This window comes from Paraburkholderia sp. MM5496-R1, from assembly GCF_050436205.1.
Lineage (GTDB): Bacteria > Pseudomonadota > Gammaproteobacteria > Burkholderiales > Burkholderiaceae > Paraburkholderia > Paraburkholderia tuberum.
This window is the reverse complement of the sequence record NZ_JBNDLT010000001.1, coordinates 1,144,302-1,162,819: the sequence shown is the minus strand read 5'-3', so window position 1 is coordinate 1,162,819 and position 18,518 is coordinate 1,144,302. Positions and strand designations below refer to the sequence as shown.

17 protein-coding genes and 1 pseudogene are annotated in these 18,518 nt (G+C 61.2%); 8 read left to right on the top strand and 10 right to left on the bottom strand.

All coding sequences use genetic code 11. From position 1 onward, the window contains the following. Positions 1-109: 109 nt before the first annotated feature. Genes OKW38_RS05675 through OKW38_RS05665 form a run of 3 tightly spaced genes read right to left on the bottom strand, consistent with a single transcriptional unit; the run spans position 110 to position 3,164 of the window. Positions 110-544 (bottom strand): hypothetical protein, encoded by a 435-nt coding sequence (locus OKW38_RS05675; RefSeq protein ID WP_429360401.1) that lies wholly within the window; start codon positions 542-544, stop codon positions 110-112. Beyond that, on the bottom strand, positions 544-2,502 hold the full coding sequence (locus OKW38_RS05670) for an RICIN domain-containing protein (protein ID WP_429360399.1): 1,959 nt from the start codon (positions 2,500-2,502) through the stop codon (positions 544-546). The genes OKW38_RS05675 and OKW38_RS05670 overlap by 1 nt, the downstream gene beginning before the upstream one ends. Before the next feature lie 17 nt (positions 2,503-2,519). Then, positions 2,520-3,164, bottom strand: a complete 645-nt coding sequence (locus tag OKW38_RS05665) for an SCO family protein (protein ID WP_429360706.1) — start codon at positions 3,162-3,164, stop codon at positions 2,520-2,522. Positions 3,165-5,046: 1,882 nt separating this feature from the next. Here OKW38_RS05665 and OKW38_RS05660 point away from each other — a divergent pair. Beyond that, on the top strand, positions 5,047-6,231 hold the full coding sequence (locus OKW38_RS05660) for a glycosyl hydrolase (RefSeq protein WP_429360397.1): 1,185 nt from the start codon (positions 5,047-5,049) through the stop codon (positions 6,229-6,231). Positions 6,232-6,540: 309 nt separating this feature from the next. Here the strand turns inward: OKW38_RS05660 and OKW38_RS05655 are convergent, their stop codons facing one another. The 3 genes from OKW38_RS05655 to OKW38_RS05645 all read right to left on the bottom strand — a co-directional run bounded on the left by OKW38_RS05655 (position 6,541) and on the right by OKW38_RS05645 (position 8,651). Next, positions 6,541-6,720, bottom strand: coding sequence for a hypothetical protein (locus OKW38_RS05655; RefSeq protein ID WP_429360395.1), 180 nt, complete (start codon positions 6,718-6,720; stop codon positions 6,541-6,543). A gap of 133 nt (positions 6,721-6,853) precedes the next feature. Then, the gene (locus OKW38_RS05650) at positions 6,854-7,639 is read right to left on the bottom strand and encodes a COG4705 family protein (RefSeq protein ID WP_429360393.1); all 786 of its coding nucleotides are present in this window, start codon (positions 7,637-7,639) and stop codon (positions 6,854-6,856) included. A 139-nt stretch (positions 7,640-7,778) separates the two neighbouring features. Further along, on the bottom strand, positions 7,779-8,651 hold the full coding sequence (locus tag OKW38_RS05645) for an endonuclease/exonuclease/phosphatase family protein (RefSeq protein WP_429360391.1): 873 nt from the start codon (positions 8,649-8,651) through the stop codon (positions 7,779-7,781). 135 nt (positions 8,652-8,786) lie between these two features. Here OKW38_RS05645 and OKW38_RS05640 point away from each other — a divergent pair. After that, a pseudogene (locus OKW38_RS05640) lies at positions 8,787-9,131 on the top strand (phosphatase PAP2 family protein); the annotation flags it as partial. Between the two features lie 62 nt (positions 9,132-9,193). Here OKW38_RS05640 and OKW38_RS05635 read toward each other — a convergent pair. Further along, entirely contained in the window at positions 9,194-10,093 is a 900-nt protein-coding gene (locus OKW38_RS05635) for an SDR family oxidoreductase (protein ID WP_429360389.1), read from the bottom strand. 104 nt (positions 10,094-10,197) lie between these two features. On the opposite strand from OKW38_RS05635, the gene OKW38_RS05630 reads away from it, so the two are divergent. From OKW38_RS05630 to OKW38_RS05620, 3 genes are all read left to right on the top strand, one after another. Continuing rightward, the gene (locus OKW38_RS05630; protein WP_429360387.1) at positions 10,198-11,055 is read left to right on the top strand and encodes a helix-turn-helix transcriptional regulator; all 858 of its coding nucleotides are present in this window, start codon (positions 10,198-10,200) and stop codon (positions 11,053-11,055) included. A 65-nt stretch (positions 11,056-11,120) separates the two neighbouring features. Then, positions 11,121-11,369 (top strand): hypothetical protein, encoded by a 249-nt coding sequence (locus OKW38_RS05625; protein WP_429360723.1) that lies wholly within the window; start codon positions 11,121-11,123, stop codon positions 11,367-11,369. Between the two features lie 111 nt (positions 11,370-11,480). Next, positions 11,481-12,494, top strand: a complete 1,014-nt coding sequence (locus tag OKW38_RS05620; protein WP_429360385.1) for a Gfo/Idh/MocA family protein — start codon at positions 11,481-11,483, stop codon at positions 12,492-12,494. Positions 12,495-12,591: 97 nt separating this feature from the next. Here OKW38_RS05620 and OKW38_RS05615 read toward each other — a convergent pair whose 3' ends face one another. The 3 genes from OKW38_RS05615 to OKW38_RS05605 all read right to left on the bottom strand — a co-directional run bounded on the left by OKW38_RS05615 (position 12,592) and on the right by OKW38_RS05605 (position 14,292). Beyond that, a complete protein-coding gene (locus OKW38_RS05615) occupies positions 12,592-12,939 on the bottom strand; it encodes a hypothetical protein (RefSeq protein ID WP_090811698.1) in 348 nt (115 codons plus the stop codon). Positions 12,940-13,072: 133 nt separating this feature from the next. Further along, positions 13,073-13,330: a hypothetical protein gene (locus OKW38_RS05610; RefSeq protein ID WP_187614321.1), complete on the bottom strand. Its 258-nt coding sequence runs from the start codon at positions 13,328-13,330 to the stop codon at positions 13,073-13,075. Between the two features lie 257 nt (positions 13,331-13,587). After that, positions 13,588-14,292, bottom strand: a complete 705-nt coding sequence (locus OKW38_RS05605) for a GntR family transcriptional regulator (RefSeq protein ID WP_184023359.1) — start codon at positions 14,290-14,292, stop codon at positions 13,588-13,590. A gap of 205 nt (positions 14,293-14,497) precedes the next feature. Here OKW38_RS05605 and OKW38_RS05600 point away from each other — a divergent pair, with 205 nt between their 5' ends. From OKW38_RS05600 to OKW38_RS05590, 3 genes are all read left to right on the top strand, one after another. Then, positions 14,498-15,772: a glucarate dehydratase family protein gene (locus tag OKW38_RS05600; protein ID WP_429360383.1), complete on the top strand. Its 1,275-nt coding sequence runs from the start codon at positions 14,498-14,500 to the stop codon at positions 15,770-15,772. A 71-nt stretch (positions 15,773-15,843) separates the two neighbouring features. Continuing rightward, positions 15,844-17,172, top strand: coding sequence for an MFS transporter (locus OKW38_RS05595; RefSeq protein ID WP_429360381.1), 1,329 nt, complete (start codon positions 15,844-15,846; stop codon positions 17,170-17,172). Positions 17,173-17,224: 52 nt separating this feature from the next. Further along, complete coding sequence (locus OKW38_RS05590; RefSeq protein WP_429360380.1) at positions 17,225-18,514, top strand: MFS transporter; 1,290 nt, start codon at positions 17,225-17,227, stop codon at positions 18,512-18,514. Positions 18,515-18,518 lie beyond the last annotated feature (4 nt).

The window sequence follows — 18,518 nt, the reverse complement described above, 5'->3', positions numbered from 1 at the left end:
CGATGTCGCTATTTCGATCATTTCGAACAAGCGCCCGTATAGCGTGAAAACACCGACAAAAGCTGGTGGAGCAAACGGCGCCGAATTCGCGCAACCGCACGCAAAGGTGCTAGCGCTTCGTCACGAAATGCCAGAGCGCCGCACACTCGGTCTCGGATATCCGGTAGTGAGGCATGGCTTTGCGCAACATCACGTTGACCGGGTCGATGCCTTCCCTCAGCGCCCTGCAGAACGTTGCCTGATCGTAACTGCTCGCCGGACCGTCCCTTCGACTCTTCGCAGGAAACAGGTTGCCGGCGGTCAAGGGTGGTGCGAATGCGTCGCTCGAGCCGGTTTGCGAATGGCAGTTCGCACAACGCGTGGTCGAGCCGGGCAACAGACGATCGTCGTCGCGCAATTGCGCCTCAACCGAATGCTGCCCGTTGAAGATCGAACACCCGAGATCGTTCGACTCACAAGGCGGCGCGCCATGCGCGACATACGTGATGTTCGCCAGCGCCAGCGCCAGCGCACGCGCCGCGGTTCGCCGTGACCGTAACGCCATCACTGGATCTGCACCGTGCGCGAAACGCTCGGCACGCCCTTCGCGTTCAGGCCGAACAGCATGTAGTAGCCAGGCACGACGACACCCGGGTCAGAAGGAATATTGATCAGATATTCGCCCGCCGTTCCTACCGTGAAAGTCACGGGTACCCGCCGCTGCTCGTTGTTGACCGCGTGGGTCGACGAAGACATGCGCATCAACGCAAAGGCCGTGATGCCACTGCTGCCCGTTACGGCGATCGATGTCCCGAGCTGTGCCGTAGTGGGCGCGGCTGTGAGGGTCGGTCGTGTTGCCGCCGAGCCGTCCGCGTTGAGCAGGTACGGCGGCGTCAGTATTTCGAGGTTCGTATGGTTTGTCGAGCAGGTTCCGCATAGTCCACCGCCACCACTCAGTACGCGACCGTCCGACAACAGCAGTGCGATGCTGTGATAGTTACGCGGCACGGCTTGCGGCGGGAGCACCGAGAAAGTCTTGGTGGTAGGGTCCCACAACTCTGGCGCCAGCACGGCGGTGTCGTCGGAAAACGTTATCGGGTACGCCTCTCCACCGAGGACTACCACCTGACCGTTCGGCAAGACCACGCTGGTGTTGAAGGCGCGGCGGTAATTCATCGGCGTAAGCGTTTGAGTCACCGCGGTGCCGCTGCTGATGTCGATTAGGGTGGCGTCCGCAGTCGCGTTGGCATACTCGTAGCTCGGCGCACCGCCGACAGCCAGGATCTTGCCGATATCGTACATAACGGCGTTGCCGTTCATCGCATCGGTATCGCTGCCCCGGTTGCCGGCAGGCGTCACGCTGCCCGCGCCGGCGGTATCGAACCAGTGCATGGCAACGCTCGGACCGGCGTGGAAGACTCGCCCATTTGCCACCGCAAACAACCATGCATGATTGTCGGAGCGGAAAATGCCAGCCGCGTCATTCGTGAGGATGTAGTCGGCGAGAATGGCGCTATTGACCTGCCAACCCGTACTCGGCGACCAGGTTTCGCCGGTCTTGCCGCCCTCGCCTCCGTTCCACGAGCCGCCCACCAGGAATACGTTGCCATTGCTCAACGTTACGCTGCCTTGGTAGGCGCGCGGAATATTCATTAGAGGACCTGACGACCATTTTCCAGTCGAAGGCGTGTAGAAACTCGTCGCGTCGCTGCTCGAGCCACCAGTGACGTAAATGCGGCCATCCGGAAGATTGACGATGCCCGGGCAGAACATATCGTGGCCGGTATTCGACACGAGAACCTGTTTGCTCGTGCCGGTAGTTGGGTTAAAGATTGCGGTGTATGTGTTGCCGGGGGTGACTTCGCCAGCCGTAAAGTCCAGCTTCTGGTCGGCGGACCACACTACCACGGTGCCATCGGGCAGATTCGCCGCAGCTGCCGGCACGATCGACAGGTTATAGGGTGTAGTCCACTTTGCCGGCAATGTTTTCGCGGTCATGCCGCTGATCTGCCACGTCTGCAGAGCGGTTCCGCTGCAAGACTGCTGCGTGATCTGCGAGCCCTGCGCCGTGAGGCTGGCAGCAGCCAGACACAGATGACTCTGCGACGCGACGATTGCAAAGCCGCCACCTTGCGGGATCAGCTGAAAGCTTTGATTCGCCTGGCCATTGCAGGTCCACTGGTCCGCCCCAGCGCCGGCATCCATGCTGACACCGTAGATGTCGAGGCAAAGGTTGCTGTTGACGTTGACGAACTGATAAAGCCCGTTGTTCTGCGTCAGTGTCCAGTGCTGATTATTCCCGCCATTGCACGTCCACTCGATAACCGAGGCGCCAGGCGTCTTCGATTCGGCGTTCACGTCGGCGCACAAGGTCGTGCCGTTGACGGTGAGCGTGCTCGATGTCTGCGCGTCGGCAGCTGTGGAGAACATCGAAAGCGTCGCCATGAATGTGATCAGCAGCCACGCTTTCACGCACCCGTCGAACGATTGCGAGAGGATCCTAAACGATCGGTTTTGTGACATAGCCTCAGTCCAGTAGGTTACACACGCCCTAATGCGCCCAGTACATCGCAAATTTGATCCGCGCGAGGCAGGTCGTCACTTCGCCAGCGCAACATTGCGTTCGCATCGAAGCAGTAGATTTGGGTCGAGTGATCGGCAATGTTGCCGAGTGGCAGGGTGCTGCCCGAAAGCGCTCTGCGCATCCGGTCGACGTCCTGCAACGTCGGCGTGGCCGCCCGCCATTCGGGTCCGGCCTGGAAGCGCATGAGCCATGCGTGCAGCGCGGGCGGCGTGTCGGAAAGCGGATCGATTCCGATCGACACCAACTGAACGGGGTGGCGGTGCTGTAACTGCGATATCCGTTGCTGAACGGTGCTGAACAGCGCACCCTGCAAAGGACAAACTGAAGTGCATCCTGTGTAAATCGTCTGCAACGCAGTCACTTTCTGACGCAACAGGTCGGTTAGCAACCGTTTCTGGCCGCTTTGATCGACCAGCCAGAAGTCGTCGAGACGAATGGGCGGCGTGACCAGTCCTATGCTTGCGTGCTGCGCGTATAGCGGAAAAGAAACGCCTGCTAACGCCGCGGCCGATACGCCACGCAGCAGCGCGCGGCGCCCCGGACTTCGGAGCGGCGCGCACGCACGCAACGCCGCGCGAGTCGGCGCATGTTGATGGAACATGACTATGATCTCCCGCAACGGGTAATGGCTCGCAGAACCATTCGTCGCCATCTTTTATTGCGTGTTACCCGCGCGATAATGCGCACGAGTCGCGCGACGGCTACGTTCGCTTTCTGATTGCGAGCCAATGGTATTAGGGAGCGTAGCAGAGAACTTTCCGGAAAATGACAGCGTCAGGCCGGCGACTTGCTCCGCTTTGTGAGGTCGGCCACATAACAATGAAACTTCAAAGACTGGTTGTTTTAGAGAGCGCGAGCAAAACCCTATGTCGTCCTGAGATTCGTCGTGAGGCGGCGGAAATGGCGAAGGCGCGAAAATGGATTGCGCGCTCAAACGTGGCGGCAAGACGCGTCAGGCAGGCGGACCAGGTCGGCCCGGCCGAAGAGACTCGGCTGACCGTTACCGAACTGCCAAGCCCTGCTCCTACAACGAAGGCGTTGCCCAACAAGGCCTCAGCATCGGCGCGATGGCAAGTCCGCGGTGGCGAATAGCAAGCAGCGCCGGTGTCCGGCGGCTTCGAGTTTCGCCGCGACCACGGCGAGCCATTGCGCGTGTTTCGCTGGCGATGATATGCAGGTTCCGCGCCGTTGGCTCCCGGCCGTCTCCTTGTTCCAAAGCACAAAGTCAAACCGTGGCAAAATTCGCATTCCGCGATTTATTTGATGCGACCGGTACGGCCCATATAAATGCCTCGGCAGCATTATTTTCTTTCTAAAACCATACCGAGACATTTAATTAGCATTTAATTAGGTCCCGAGCCATCCCGATAAGAACCATACATTGGCGGAAATTAAAGTGCCCCGACTGTCTAAAAGCGACAAGTAACAATTTTGTAACGGTTTTTTTGTTGCTTTGTGAATCTCGAACTCGGGCGCGAGAACGCCTCTGGATAAGTGTGGGAAGCGAGGAGGGACACGTTGCCGATGGCCTCACATAGCACAAATTTCGTTGTTACGCTTAGTTACGCCCGATGGCGCGAGATTTGTTCCATTTCTGTATCATTCGTATTCATCAGATTACTCAGGGAAAACCTTGTCGATTTTGATTCGATTGGAGAAACTTCGCAATTTGCGACGAATTACCGAATCTTCCGATTGAAAATGATGAAAGCGGGTTTTCAGTAGGTCGCATTAAATCTGAAGATTAAAACGCGATTAGTGCCCCACGCGAGTGCGGCAGCGGGCGGCTCTTGACAAAAGCCGGTCATTATTCAGTTGTACTTCGTGTTGTTGCGTATTTTTTCGTGGCGACGTCCTTATCACGCGAACGTTGTTCGTTTTAGCGGCAAGGTTCCATCGGCCTTGATAGACAGATGTCCTTTTCCAGCAGACTCTCTCCAAGACTGAAACCGTCATTTCGTCGGCTTCCCCAGATCGCAAAAACTGCTTCGGCGCTTGCATTCATCGCAGGCGTACTAAGCCTTGCAGGTTGTGGCGGTGAAACAGGCGATGATGGCAGCACCGCGTCCGTGACCGCCAACTCCCTGCCTGCCGACACAGTCGCGAACGCGGCTACAGATCCGTACAGCAACGGCGTAGTGCCCCCCGACAATGGCTCTCCGCCGGTTCAGGCGAACGGTCAGCCTTATAACCGCGCCCTGGTGCAACGGGCGGGACAAGGCGATTGAACCGTTTCGCGACGATCGATACGAAACCCGCCTATCCCGTGCAAGAGCATTTTCAATCGTGATGTCAGCGACCGTTGACTCACGCGTTTGACGTGTTTGCGTTACGTATGCCATCGCTTCAGGAACTGATGGTCATCGGCAAACGTAATTCCAACGTTCTCGGCCCATCCCCGGTCAGTAGCAATTTATAGCTAAGCCATGAAACTCAGACTCTACTCACTATTCGCCGTTTTAGCCCTGTTGTGCGGGCAATCGATGCCAGCGTTCTCCCAGACGACTTCGACCGCCGCCACCGCCCAGCAACTCGCGGCGCTGCAGCCGCCGCCCACCGGAAGCGGAAACGACCGTTTTGCAATGGACGTGAACTGCAATCTCTGGAGTGCGGATCAGACGGCGCTGAACGAATGCTCAAAGGACCTGGATCTGATTGCCGGATTGGGCGTGGGTACGGTTCGCCTCGGCGTTTCGTGGGACTTCATGACGCTGGCCGACGGCAGCACGCTGGACCCCAACAAAGTGGCCTTTCTGAAGTCGCTTCTGAACGCCGCGCGCACGCGCGGCATGAAGATTCTTTTCCAGGTGGGCATGTACGCGCCGTCTAGCGCATACCAATGCCCGGCCACCAAAAATCCGCCGAGCGCATCGTCACCGCGACTCGACTTCTGCGACGCGACGTTCACGAAGTATCTCGGCTCGCTCATGGACGTCGTTCTGCCCTTTACGGCTGACATCGAACTGTTCAATGAGACCAACTGGTCGTTCTCCGCTTCGGACCCGTCTTACGGCGATCCGAACGGTATCTCCGGATACATTCTGAATCGCAGCAAGACGCTCTATTCGGAAGCCAAACAGATCCTGAACACGAAAAGCCAGTCGGGCTACAAAACGGTTCTGCACACTCAGGGCATCTCGTACTTCTACAACTCGGCGTACCCGAATAACGGCTGGAAACCGCCCGCGGGCAGCGAGCTGATCCAGGCGACCGACTACATCAAGGCAATGGGTAACAACACGAAGAGTGCTTCCAGCCCGTTGAACACCACGATCGATGTCGTCGACGTTCACCCCTACTTCGGCAGCGCCGAATACGACATGATGGTGCAGGCATTCATGACCACGGTGTCGAACCTCGTTAGCAGTGGCGCCAAGCCGATCTGGCTGACCGAGACCAACAATGGCACCAACGGTACGGACGCCGGACAAACGGCCGCATTCAACCAGTTGAAGGTTCTGATGAACAACGGTTCAGTGGCAAAGGCGTTCTGGTATGTCGTGCGCAACGGCGATCCGAGCAATGGCGAAGGCGACGGCTATTCGATCTACGACTACAACCGTAACCTGATTCGTCCGCAGCTGGCAGCCGCGATTCAGGCCTACACGGCGACCATTCCGCGTTCGCAACGCTTCCTGTCCGGCTCTTACCTGACTGCGATCAAGTAAGCCTGCCTGCTGTAACCCATGAATGAACGGAGCGCGACTATCGCGCTCCTTCGTTTTTCCGTTTTGGCCGGGTTGACAGGACCGCATCCAGTTTGAGGGCGCAGCGAAATTCCCGAGGCCGGGCTTCGCGAGGATGAACTGGCACTGTGCCAATGCGTTGCGTCAAACTCGTCGCTGCCGTAATCGAAGGAGCAGACACGGCAAACAACGCGGCGCCACGCGAGAGTCGAGAAACGCCCGGTCCTGATACGCCGTGCGTCCAAACGCGCACGCCAGCCGGCATATTCGCCCGACAGCGGACGAGTCCGCTCAGCGGCGTGTCTTTCTGCTTTTCTTCGGCTTCGGTGAGCTGAGTGCGGCGCTCCAGAATGCGGAGGTCGCGCGTTTGGCTGCCGCTGTCGTTCTTACCCGCGCTGAGTTGGCGACGGTATTGGCGCCGCTTAACCACATGCTCAGGAACGGGTTCTTCTTCGTCCACGGATTCTTCATGTCGGCCTCGATTGAACGGACGTCGAGCGGGCGCGCTACCGATAGGTCGACGCGCTCGTTCTGCGCGTCGGTGTCGCGGCGAAAGCGGGCACGCAATGGCTATTCCCGAACATTCGTAGCCTCTTCGCGCCATCTACCGCATCGCTCGCCCAGCAGGACGTTGCGGTAAGAAAATCACGCAGAGCGCCATGAACGAAACCAGAATCACCGACGCATAGAGTCGGCTGATCTCGAGCCCACCTTGAGAAATGGGTTTGTCGAGCAGGTCCCCCAAGGTCGCGCCAAGCGGACGCGTCAGGATGAACGCCGCCCAGAATATAGCGGTCCGTGACAGCCGCGACCAGTAATAAAGCGCACCGACGATCAGCAGCCCCCCACCGAAGATCAAAGCGCCGTACTCATAGCCAAGCCGCAGACCGCCTTCGTCCGATCCCGCCACCCAATCGCCCAAGGCCGTACCCAGTGTCTGCGAAAAGAGGATCGTCACCCAATAGAACCACTCGGCTTTGGGCGTGGTTACGCTCTGCACCGCCACCGTACCTTCCGATTTGTACCAGACGCCCAGGCTCACAAGCAGAAGCGCGAAGACGATGACTACACCGCCCAAATAGCCGACTCCCACCGAACGATCGAAGAAGTCGGCCAGCGTGGTACCGAGCGTGGTCGTTGCAACGATGGTCGCCCAATAGAGCGAGGCATTGAACCGCTGCGCCCTGATCTGCCCTGCGACCAGCCCAATAAAAATAACCGCAAAAATCGCGGTGCCGATCAGATAACCCAATTTGAGCGACATGGTCACCCAATCGCCGCCCGTTTCGCCAAGCGTCGTGGCGGCGATTTTGATGATCCAGAAGCCCAGCGTGATCTGCGGGACTTTACTGAGTGCATGCGCGCGAGTTTGCGACGGGTTGCTATTCATGTGACGTGCTCACTATTCTCAGGGCTTGAACATAGGCTCAACCATCGCAGAGCAACGCTTAACAGCACCTTAAGCATCCCACCGAATCACGCGGTCAGATTTTCCCGCGCCAATAACGGGGCGGTAACTCCGAGTCCCTTCAACGCAGTTCCAGCCACATCGGCTGATGATCGGACGAGCGGCTGTGCTGATCGACATCGCACGATGCAATGCGTGCGCTCAGGTCCTCCGTGACGAAAACGAAATCGCACGCGAATGCTCCGTGGGGCCATTGCTCGTGATCGTATAGGCCGACCGTCGCGGCACGCGGCTCGCCGGGGTGCGCGCGGGCCCACGCATCGACGAACGCCGGAGCGTCGGTGATCGGTTCGAGCATTCGGCAAAAGGCGGTGTCTTCGAATGCGCTGTTGAAGTCTCCGCACAAAATCGCGCTGACCGGGCGCGCCGTATCGGCAAACGGACTGTCCGGCTTCTCGCCACGCGCGGGAGCGCGCGCGTGAGCGCACGCCTCCTGATGCAACTCGCGCAGTCTCGCCACTTGTGCGAGCCGCTGTTTCTCCGAATAGAACTCGAGGTGTGTGGTGATGACACGAAGCGGACCGACGTCGGCTTCGAGCACCGCTTCGAGCGCGACGCGCAGCATCGACGGCTTGGCGGGGTCCGCGGGCCACGGCAGAGAATGGCGCAGCACCTGACGAACCGGCAAACGGGTCACGATGGCATTGCCGAACTGCCGCCGATGACGGCTCGCGCCCAACGAGGGCAGATCGGAGCCGATCGCATCGAGCACGGTCATCTCCGGCAGCAGAGCGGCAAGTTCGGCGAACTGATCGGACGATGGCGCGCCTTTCAGTCCGCCGGCCGCCGGTTCTTCGTTGAAGCCGCGCGTGACTTCCTGCAGACACAGGACGTCGAAGTCGCACAACGCGCGTGCTTCCCGCACGATCCGTCCGAGGTCGACGCGGCCGTCGACGCCGCATCCCCACTGAATGTTCCAGTCGACCAGTTTCATGACGGCCTCCTTGAAAGATCCGACTACAGTGTATCGCCGCATCCCCCTCATCCGCGACCGGCTCAATTTCTTTAGAAAACAACGAATAGCTTCGATTTATCCATCGAAACATATCTGTCCAACATACACCTCGGTGAGTTCGCGATGCTATGGATGGCGGTCGCCACCGGCATCTTCCTCACGTCGCGGCGCGTCGGCGTGCTGGTGCTTCTCTATACTGCGCTGTTCATTTGCCTTCCGCGCGCCTATCCCGGCTTTCACTATCCGACCGATTTGCTGGTGGGCGCCGTGGTGGGAATCGTGATTACATTGGTGATGACGCGGGATACGATCCGCGTACGCTACGCGACGCCGGTGCTGCGATGGACCGAACGCCACCCGGCGCCCGCAGCGACGCTGGCCTTTATTCTGTGCCTCCAGCTCGTCACGCAACTCGACGAATTGCGCAAGCTGGCGAGTGGCGTAATGAAACACCTATGATGGCGGCGATGGTTGCTCCAGGTTTGTTCTCGTGCGACGGCGGCTGACAGCGACAGCGAAAGCTACGTGGACACCTGAACGTAGCGCGCTTCGTTCAGATCCGCGAGAAGCGTCGGACCTGTCGGTCGCCAGCCCAAACGCGCCTGCGTCTGCGCGCCCGATGCCGGCATATCGAGCGCGGCGAACATCGCCATCCATCCGAAGTACGCCTGCGCCTCGTCGCGCGCGATCGAGACGACCGGCAACTTCAGGCCGTGTCCGAACGCCTCGGCGATCTCGCGGGCGCTAACGCCTTCTTCGCCGACCGCGTGATAGCGCGCACCGCGTTCGCCCCTCTCGATCGCGAGCCGGTACAGCCGCACGACATCCGACAGATGCCCCGCCGGCCAGCGGTTGCGTCCCTCCTCCACATAGGCGCACACGCCTTTGTCCCGCGCGATCTGGATGAGCGGCGTGATGAGGCCTTGCCGGTACGGGTTATGCACTTGCGGCAAGCGCATCACCGACACGTTGACGCCCGCCTCCAGCTGCACGTTGCCGGCCAGCTCCGAGCCGATGCGCGGGTTCGGGTGACTGGTGTTGAACACGTCTTCGGTGGCCGGCTGCCCGTGATCGCGGCTGCCGACGCCCGTGCCCGACGTGATCAGAAGCGGCCGATCCGAGCCGGCCAGCGCCGAGCCCAGTGCAGCGATAGCACGCTTGTCCTTCTCGCAGTTCTCCACGAAGTGCGAGAAATCGTGGTCGAAAGCAAGGTGAACGACGGCGTCCGCCTTCGCGGCGCCGCTGCGCAGGCTGTCGGTGTCTTCGAGCGTGCCGCGATGGACCTGCGCACCGGCTGCGCTGAGCGCCTGCGCGCCCTGATCGGACCGGGTCATGCCGATGACCTGATGCCCGGCTTGGATAAGTTCGGGCACCAAAGCCGAGCCGATAAACCCGGTTGCGCCCGTCAGAAAGATTCGCATGGTCAAGTCTCCAGAATAGCCACCGACGCACTATGCGATCATTCACTATGCTATTGAAGTAGTGAGCTTATCCCGGTAAAGCGACTAACAGGTTAATCATCCCAGTGAACACTGCCCAAACCCTCGGGGACTTTCTGCGTAGTCGCCGCACGCGGCTCGATCCGGCCAGCTTCGGCTTCTCGGGCCGCAGGCGCACGCCCGGATTGCGCCGGGAAGAAGTGGCGCAGCGCGCGAATATCAGCTCGACCTGGTACACGTGGCTCGAGCAGGGCCGCGGCGGCGCGCCGTCCGCCGCGGTGCTTGAGCGCATCTGCGCGGCGCTGATGCTGACGAATACCGAGCGCGAACATCTTTTCATGCTGGGCCTCGGACGCCCCCCGGAAGTGCGCTACCGGTCCACCGATGCAGTGGACCCGCGCTTGCAGCGCGTGCTCGATTCACTCGATGCCAGCCCGTCGATCATCAAGACCGCGACGTGGGACGTCGTCGCGTGGAATCGCGCCGCAGCCGTCGTGCTGACCGACTACAGCGCGCTGCCGCCGGGCCAGCGCAACATCCTGCGCTTCCTGTTCGGCGATCCGGCCGTCCGGGCAAAACAGCACGACTGGGAGAGTGTCGCGCGCTTCGTCGTGGGGACGTTCCGAGCGGACGTTGCCCGCGCGGGGCTCGCTTCCGAGGTGGGCGAGCTGGTCGACGATCTGTGTCGCGCGAGCCCGGACTTCGAACGCATGTGGCGCGAAAACCAGGTATTCGGCCACAGCGAAGGACAGCACGTTAAGCGCCTGCTGCATCCTGCGTTCGGGACCATCGAAATGGAGTATTCGCTGTTCGCCGTCGATGGTCGGCCAGACCTGAGCATGCTCGTGTACACGCCGCTCGACGCGCGAATCGCCACGCGCATCCGCAGTACCGTTTCATCGATCGATGAGAGTGCCAGCGCCGCGCCTTTGACCGCTGCGTGATCGGCTTTGACGCTCCACCGCGAGCGCGGCCGCCGGATCGCACTCAGGCGACTCCGCAATTGCTCGTGGAAACCAATGAGGTTGAAGCACCTTGGGGACGACTACCGAACTGCATCGTTCGGCCGGTTAATGGGCCGCACGGCATCGGACAAGCTTCGCGTAAGAATCACGACGACCGCCTCGCTGGCGGCAAGCAAGTTGGCGCGATCATTTATTGCCTCTCGGCAGGCACCTTCATGGATGCGAATGGCGACGGCGTCGGCGACTTCCAGGGCCTGCAGTGTTCGCCGCGTATCGCGGGTCGACACGGTTAAACTGATACGATCGCGTGCTTCTGGTCGTTCGCGGACTCACGCGACTTGTCGACTCACGCGAATGTTCAGCCTGCTCGATTCATCGGATACGCAATCGAATAAAGGGATGTCATGGCAAAGGATGAAATAGTCTGGGGAATTTTGGGCGCCGCAAAGATCAACGACAAGGTGGTCGTGCCCATGCACAACGCGCCGAAGTGTCGGGTGAAAGGCATCGCGTCACGCTCTCGGGAGAAGGCGCGGGAAGCCGCGGCCAGGTATGGTCTGGCTGTCGCATACGATAGTTACGAGGCGCTCCTCGCGGACCCGGAAATCGACGCGGTCTATATTCCATTACCCAATCATCTCCACGTGGAATGGACGATCAAATCGGTCGAGGCGGGCAAGCACGTCCTGTGTGAGAAGCCGATCAGCCTGGACGCTCAACAGGTTGAACGGCTGATCGCCGCGCGCGACAAGAACGGCCGATACATCCAGGAAGCGTTCATGGTTCGCACGCATCCGCAATGGTTGAAGGTGCGGACCTTGATCGACGAAGGCGCGATCGGCGAATTGCGGGCAGTGACCGGCGGTTTCACCTATCACAACACGAACGAAGACAATATCCGCAACAAGAGCGAGCTAGGTGGCGGCGGTCTGCTCGATATTGGTTGTTATCCGATCACGACGTCGCGCTTCACTATCGGGCGTGAGCCACGGCGCGTAGTTGCGCTGGTGGAGCAGGATCCCACCTTCAAAGTGGACCGGCTCGGCTCCGTGCTGATGGACTTCGATGGCGTGCAGGCGAGTTTCTTTTACTCGACTCAGACCTATCCGTACCAGCGGATGCAATTTCACGGTACCAAGGGGCGAATCGAAGTCGAAATTCCATTCAATGCACCAAACGATCGACCGACGCGCCTGCTAATCAGTGAGCACAATAGCGACGGTGTCGCGACTGATCGCTGGCTGGAGCTTACGGTGTGCGATCAATATGGCGTAGCCGCCGCCACGTTCGCGGAGGCGATCCTGAGTGGGAGCCCGCAGGCTATTCCGCTAGAAGATGCGCGCGCGAATATGCGGGTGATCGATGCCGTGTTCCGCTCGGCTCAATCGGGCGCGTGGGAGAGCATCGCCCAAGGTTGACGTGCAACGCTGGCGCGAGCCGCGCTGTTCAACGCGCGGCAAGTGCCCAGTTGTCCGCATTCGCAAAGCCATAGACTATGGCGAGCGAAAGTGGTCCCTACCTGGCCGGCGCGGTGACATCGCAGTCGCCGCCGTGGGCACCGCTGCCGGTGTTTTTCAGCGTAAGCACGAGTCTGCTACCTCTGTTTGCCGTCATGATCTGACCATAGCTAACCGTGGGAATGAACTGGATATCCGGTGCCACCGCCACCGGGGGATTTCTCGCTCCGTCGACGGTCAGGTCGAGTTCCACGGTGATAGAGTCGATTGCAGCGCCCAGATCCTGCTTCCGGCTGGCCTGATCTTTGCGGAAATTGCACAGCCCCTGGAGAACCTGCTCGAGGGCAGTCGGGATATCGACCGGCTTGCCCGGTGCGATCGGAGGCGTGTTACAGCCGACGATCATGAACGGCAAGGTGCAAAGCGCTACGTATCGGCAGGCTCGCATCAGCTTCCCCGCTTGATCTGGTGGACGTGGTGTCTGCCATCCCCTGCTGTCGCTGGTTCAGTGCCCAGCTGGCGCACGCGAACGCAAACGCTCAATACTTGATATTCCTGGCCGCCTCACGGCCGTTCTGCTTGGTTTGCCGCTTGTCCTGCCGGCACTGCGAATTGCTCTTCTGGTCCGTGGCCCGGCACTCCTGCTTCGTGTGGCGGGAACCCTGGCGTGTCTCCTGGCGAACGTCACGTCCGGCGCGACGCTGCTGAGCCTGTTCGGTTGCCCAGGCGCTTCCCGCGCAAGCCATCACGGACACAGCCATGACCGCGACCGAGAACTCCCGGCTCCATGAAAACATGGCGACCTCCCTGACAGGTTGAATATGAGTATTCCGGCTTTGTACGAGGGTGCCACGCGTGGCAGTCGCGTCAATCGGACCAAGGTCCTAGGGCTGTCGCGTCGTGCGCGATCCACCAGCCGCCGCGCTTCCGGTTCGATGAACATGAAAACGAGGATGTTGCGATCCGCTCAACGAAGCGGTACCCCACGCGGCGGCGAACGGCGGTCCATTCAGAATGACCGTGAACCAGCCGTAGCCAGCGAATCAGCGAACGCTCACTCGTCCGCCAAAAAATTCGGATGACTTGTGCGGATCTGATCGATCTGACTCAGCGTCCCCGACAGATGCTTGCGTAGCGCTGCCTGCGCCGCCTCGACATCGCCTTTGTCGATCGCATCGACGATCTCGGTGTGATCGCGCACGACCGCTATCGTCTTGCCCTCCACCGGCAGATTCAGGCGCCGCAGCCGGTCGATATGGCCGCTCAACCTACGCACCAGATCCCATAGCTGCGGCACGCCGGCCGCCTCGTACATCTGCCGATGAAACGCCTGATCGAGCAGCGAGAACTGCTCGTAGTTCTTCAGGTCGAGCAGTTCCGTTTGCCGCGCGATCGTCAGGCGCAGTTCAGCGATCAGCGTGGCGTCGCGCTGCTCCGCGAGCGTGCGCACCACTTCGAGTTCAATCGAGCGGCGCAGGAAATGCGCCTGCAGCGCGGACGTCACGTTGATCTGACTGACGACCGTCGCGTGCTGCGGATAGATGTCGACGAGACCTTCCTCGCCGAGCTTCATCAGCGCGTCGCGCACGGGCGTCTGGCTGAGCCCGTAGCGGTTCGCCAGCTCGGTGCGCGACAGCACCGTACCCGGCGTGAGTTCGAGGGAAAGGATCATTTCGCGCAGTCGTTCGAATACTTGCGGCGCGGCGTGGCGGGAGCGGTCGAGCCGGGTTACCGTCGACGAATGAGCGTGGTTTTTCATGGCAGAAACTGAAGCATGGAAGCAGGCGTGACCCGGCATGGCGGTCCGCTGAGGCACTAGTACTATAGCCGACGCGCGCCCCTTCCAGCGGGCTTGCGAGCGGAATTCCGCGAGAAGTGCAGATGGGTATTTACCCCAGTAACGCACTAATACATTAGTGCTTTACCATCCGTCCCATCAAACTCTTCTTATGCCGAATGCCATCATGACTCGCGACATCACCATCACGCAGGTGCGCATCACCCCGATCGCCTTCCGCGATGGCCCGCTGCTCAACGCCGCCGGAATCCACGAACCTTGGGCGCTGCGCGCCATCGTCGAGCTGGAGACGAGCGACGGCCGCGTCGGCATCTCCGAGACCTATGGCGACGAACCGATGCTGCGCGTGCTCGAACAGGCGAAGTCGCTGGTGACCGGCCTGTCGCCATTCGACCTCAATCGCATGGAAGAGCGCGTGCGAGCGTCGATCAAGGCGAGCCCGGGCGCGGTCGAATTCGAACTCGCGCCCGGCTCGCACTCGGCGAAGAACGCGCCGAAAGTCATCAGCACGCTCGAAGTCGCGATGCTCGATCTGCAAGGGCAGATCGTCGGCGCGCCGGTCGTCGACCTGCTCGGCGGCAAGGTGCGCGACGCCGTGCCCTACAGCGCCTATCTGTTCTTCAAATACGCCGAGCACGTCGACAAGCCCTATGCGCCCGATGCCTGGGGCGAAGGCCTGAGCCCCGGGCAGATCGTCGCGCAGGCGCGTCGAATGATCGAGCTGTATGGCTTCCAGAGCATCAAGCTGAAGGGCGGCGTGTTCGAACCGGCACACGAAATCGCGTGCATGCGCGCGCTGCATCAGGCGTTCCCCGGCGTGCCGCTGCGCCTCGACCCGAACGCCAACTGGACGCTCGAAACGAGCATCGCGGCGGCACCGGAACTCGACGAGCTGCTCGAGTACTACGAAGACCCGTGCCCGGGTCTCGAAGGAATGGCCGAACTGGCGAAGCACACGCGCCTGCCGCTCGCGACCAACATGGTCATCACGACGATGGAAGATTTCCGGCGCGGCGCCGAGATGGGTTCGGTCAAGGTCCTGCTGTCGGATCACCACTACTGGGGCGGCCTGCGCGCGACGCGGACGCTCGCGCGCATGTGCAAGCTGTGGGATCTCGGCATGTCGATGCACTCGAACTCGCACCTCGGCATCAGCCTGATGGCGATGACGCACGTCGCGGCAAGCATCCCCAACCTGACCTATGCGTGCGACACGCATTACCCGTGGCAGGAGGAAGAAGTCATCAAGGGCGGCCGCGTGACGTTCGACGACGGCTCGGTGCGCGTGCCCACCACGCCGGGCCTCGGCGTCGAGCTCGACCGCGAGCGGCTCGCCGAACTGCATGCGCAGTATCTGTCGTGCGGCGTGCGCAATCGCGATGACCTCTCGCAGATGCGCAAGTACGAGCCGGGCTTCACCGGCAAGAATCCGCGCTTTTAACTCCCGCTTCCAATCCGCGCCTACGAGCCCTGCGACGCGCAACGCGCGTCGCCATCGAAGGAGACAACCCCATGAGTAGCCCGATTGCCGACACGGCGCGGCCCGAGCGCGCCGGCGCGCTGGCGAGCGCGGTGCGCAAGATCAAATGGCGCGTGCTGCCGCTGTTCGTCGTGATGTTCATCGTCAACTACATCGATCGCGTGAACATCGGCTTCGTGCGCCAGCATCTGAGCGCCGATCTGGGCATCGGGGCGGCGGCCTATGGGCTCGGCGCGGGGCTCTTCTTCATCAGCTACGCGATCTTCGAAGTGCCGTCGAACATCCTGCTGCAGCGCTACGGCGCGAAGCTGTGGCTCGCGCGCATCATGCTCACGTGGGGGCTGGCCGCGGCCGGCATGGCGTTCGTGCGCGGCGAGACGTCGTTCTACGCGATGCGGCTCCTGCTCGGCGCGGCCGAAGCGGGCTTCTTTCCCGGCGTCATCTACTACTTCACGCAATGGCTGCCGAGCAACGAGCGCGGCAAGGCGATGGCGATCTTCCTGAGCGGCTCGGCGCTCGCGTCGGTGCTGTCCGGGCCGATCTCCGGCGGGCTGATGCTGATCGAAGGCGCGGGGCTGCGCGGCTGGCAGTGGATGTTCATCATCGAAGGCATGTTCTCGGTCGTGCTCGCGGGCTTCATCCTGCTGTGGCTCGACTCGAAGCCGCGCGACGCCGCCTGGCTCACCCGCGCCGAGCAGGACGCCTTGCTCGATGCGGTCGGCGAGGAGCAACGCCAGCGCGCCGCCGCGCACCCGGTCAAGCCATCGATAGGCGCGCTGCTGCGCGATCCGCAAATCCTGATCTTTTGCCTGATCTACTTCGCGGTATCGCTGACCATCTACGGCGCGACCTTCTGGCTGCCCAGCATCATCCGCAAGATGGGCCATTTCAACGATTTCCAGGTCGGCCTGTACAACTCGATTCCGTGGCTGATCTCGATCGCGGCGATGTATCTGTTCGCGATGCTCGCGGCGCGCTTCAAGTTCCAGCAGGCGTGGGTCGCGTGCGCGCTGCTGATCGCCGCGCTCGGCATGTATGCGGCCGGCCAGGGCGGCCCGGTGTTTTCGTTCGTCGCGATCTGCTTTGCGGCGATCGGCTTCAAGGCCGCCTCGTCACTGTTCTGGGTGATCCCGCAGGGCTATCTCGACGCGCGGATTTCCGCCGCGGTGCTGGCGCTGATCAACTCGATCGGCAACCTCGGCGGCTTCGTCGCGCCAGCGGCCTTCGGCTTCCTCGAACAGAAGACCGGCTCGATCGAGGGCGGCCTCACTGGACTCGCGGTGATGTCGGTGGTAGCCGCCGGGGTCGTGTTCTTCTCCCGTATGAGCCCGCGCGAAGGAATGCCCACCTCCGCGCATTGACTGCATCGAACAACCGTATAGACACCATTTGCAGAAACCTTAAGGAGACACGATGAAAACGATAGAAGCCACGACGGCCGCCGCACGCACGGCCGTCGGACGATACCGATGGACCATCTGCGCGATGATCTTCGCCGCGACGACGATCAACTACATGGATCGTCAGATGCTCGGGCTGCTCGCGCCGCTGCTGCAAAAGGATATCGGCTGGAGCCAGGTGCAGTACGCGCAGACCGTGATGGTGTTTACGGTCGCCTATGCGGTGGGTCTCGCGATCTTCGGCCGCATCGCGGATCGCGTCAGCACGAAGAAGGTCTACGGCAGCGCGATGGCGCTGTGGAGTCTCGCGGCGATGCTCCACGCGGTGGCATCGACCGTGCCGGGCTTCGCGGCCGTGCGCGGTCTGCTCGGCTTCAGCGAGGCGGCCAATTTTCCGGTTGCGATCCGCACTACCGCCACGTGGTTTCCGAAGAAGGAACGCGCGCTAGCGACGGGCTTCTGGAACATGGGCGCGACGATCGGCGGCATCGTGGCGCCGGCCTTCGTGCCGATCGCTGCCGTGACGTGGGGCTGGCGCGCGACGTTCATCGCGGGCGGCGCGACCGGTTTCATCTGGCTGGCGGTGTGGATGCTCGTTTATCGGCAGCCTTCGGAGCATCCGTCGGTGTCGAAGGAAGAACTCGACTACATCAATGCGGATCGCGAGGAAGTCGTCGAGCAGAAAGTCGGCTGGTTGTCGGTGCTCAAGTACCGCGAAACGTGGGCGTTCGTCTTCGGCAAGCTGCTGACCGATCCGGTGTGGTGGTTCTATCTGTTCTGGCTGCCCAAGTGGCTCAATGAGTCGCGCCATATCGACATCGGCAACATGGGCCTGCCGCTGATCGCTATCTATACGATGTCATCGGTCGGCAGCGTGGCGGGTGGCTGGCTGTCGTCGCGTTTGATGGCCCGCACCAACAGGCCGAATTTCGCGCGCAAGCTCACGATGCTCATTTGTGCATTGTGCGTGGTGCCGATCGCAACGTTGTCGTATTTCCAGAGCCTGTGGTGGGCGGTCTTCGCCGTTGGTCTCGCGGCAGCGGCGCACCAGGGCTGGTCGGCGAACCTCGTCACGACCGTCGGCGACGTGTTTCCGAAGCGGCTGGTCGGCACGGTGGTCGGTATCGGCGGCGTGGCGGGGATGGTCGGTTCGTTCTTCTTTTCCGGCGTGATCGGCGAGACCTTGCAGCGCACCGGGCAGTATTGGGCGCTCTTTACGGTCGGCGCGTCGGCGTATCTGGTTGCGCTGGGCATCATTCATCTGTTGATGCCGCGGATGACGACGGTCAAGTTGCGCGATTGAGGTA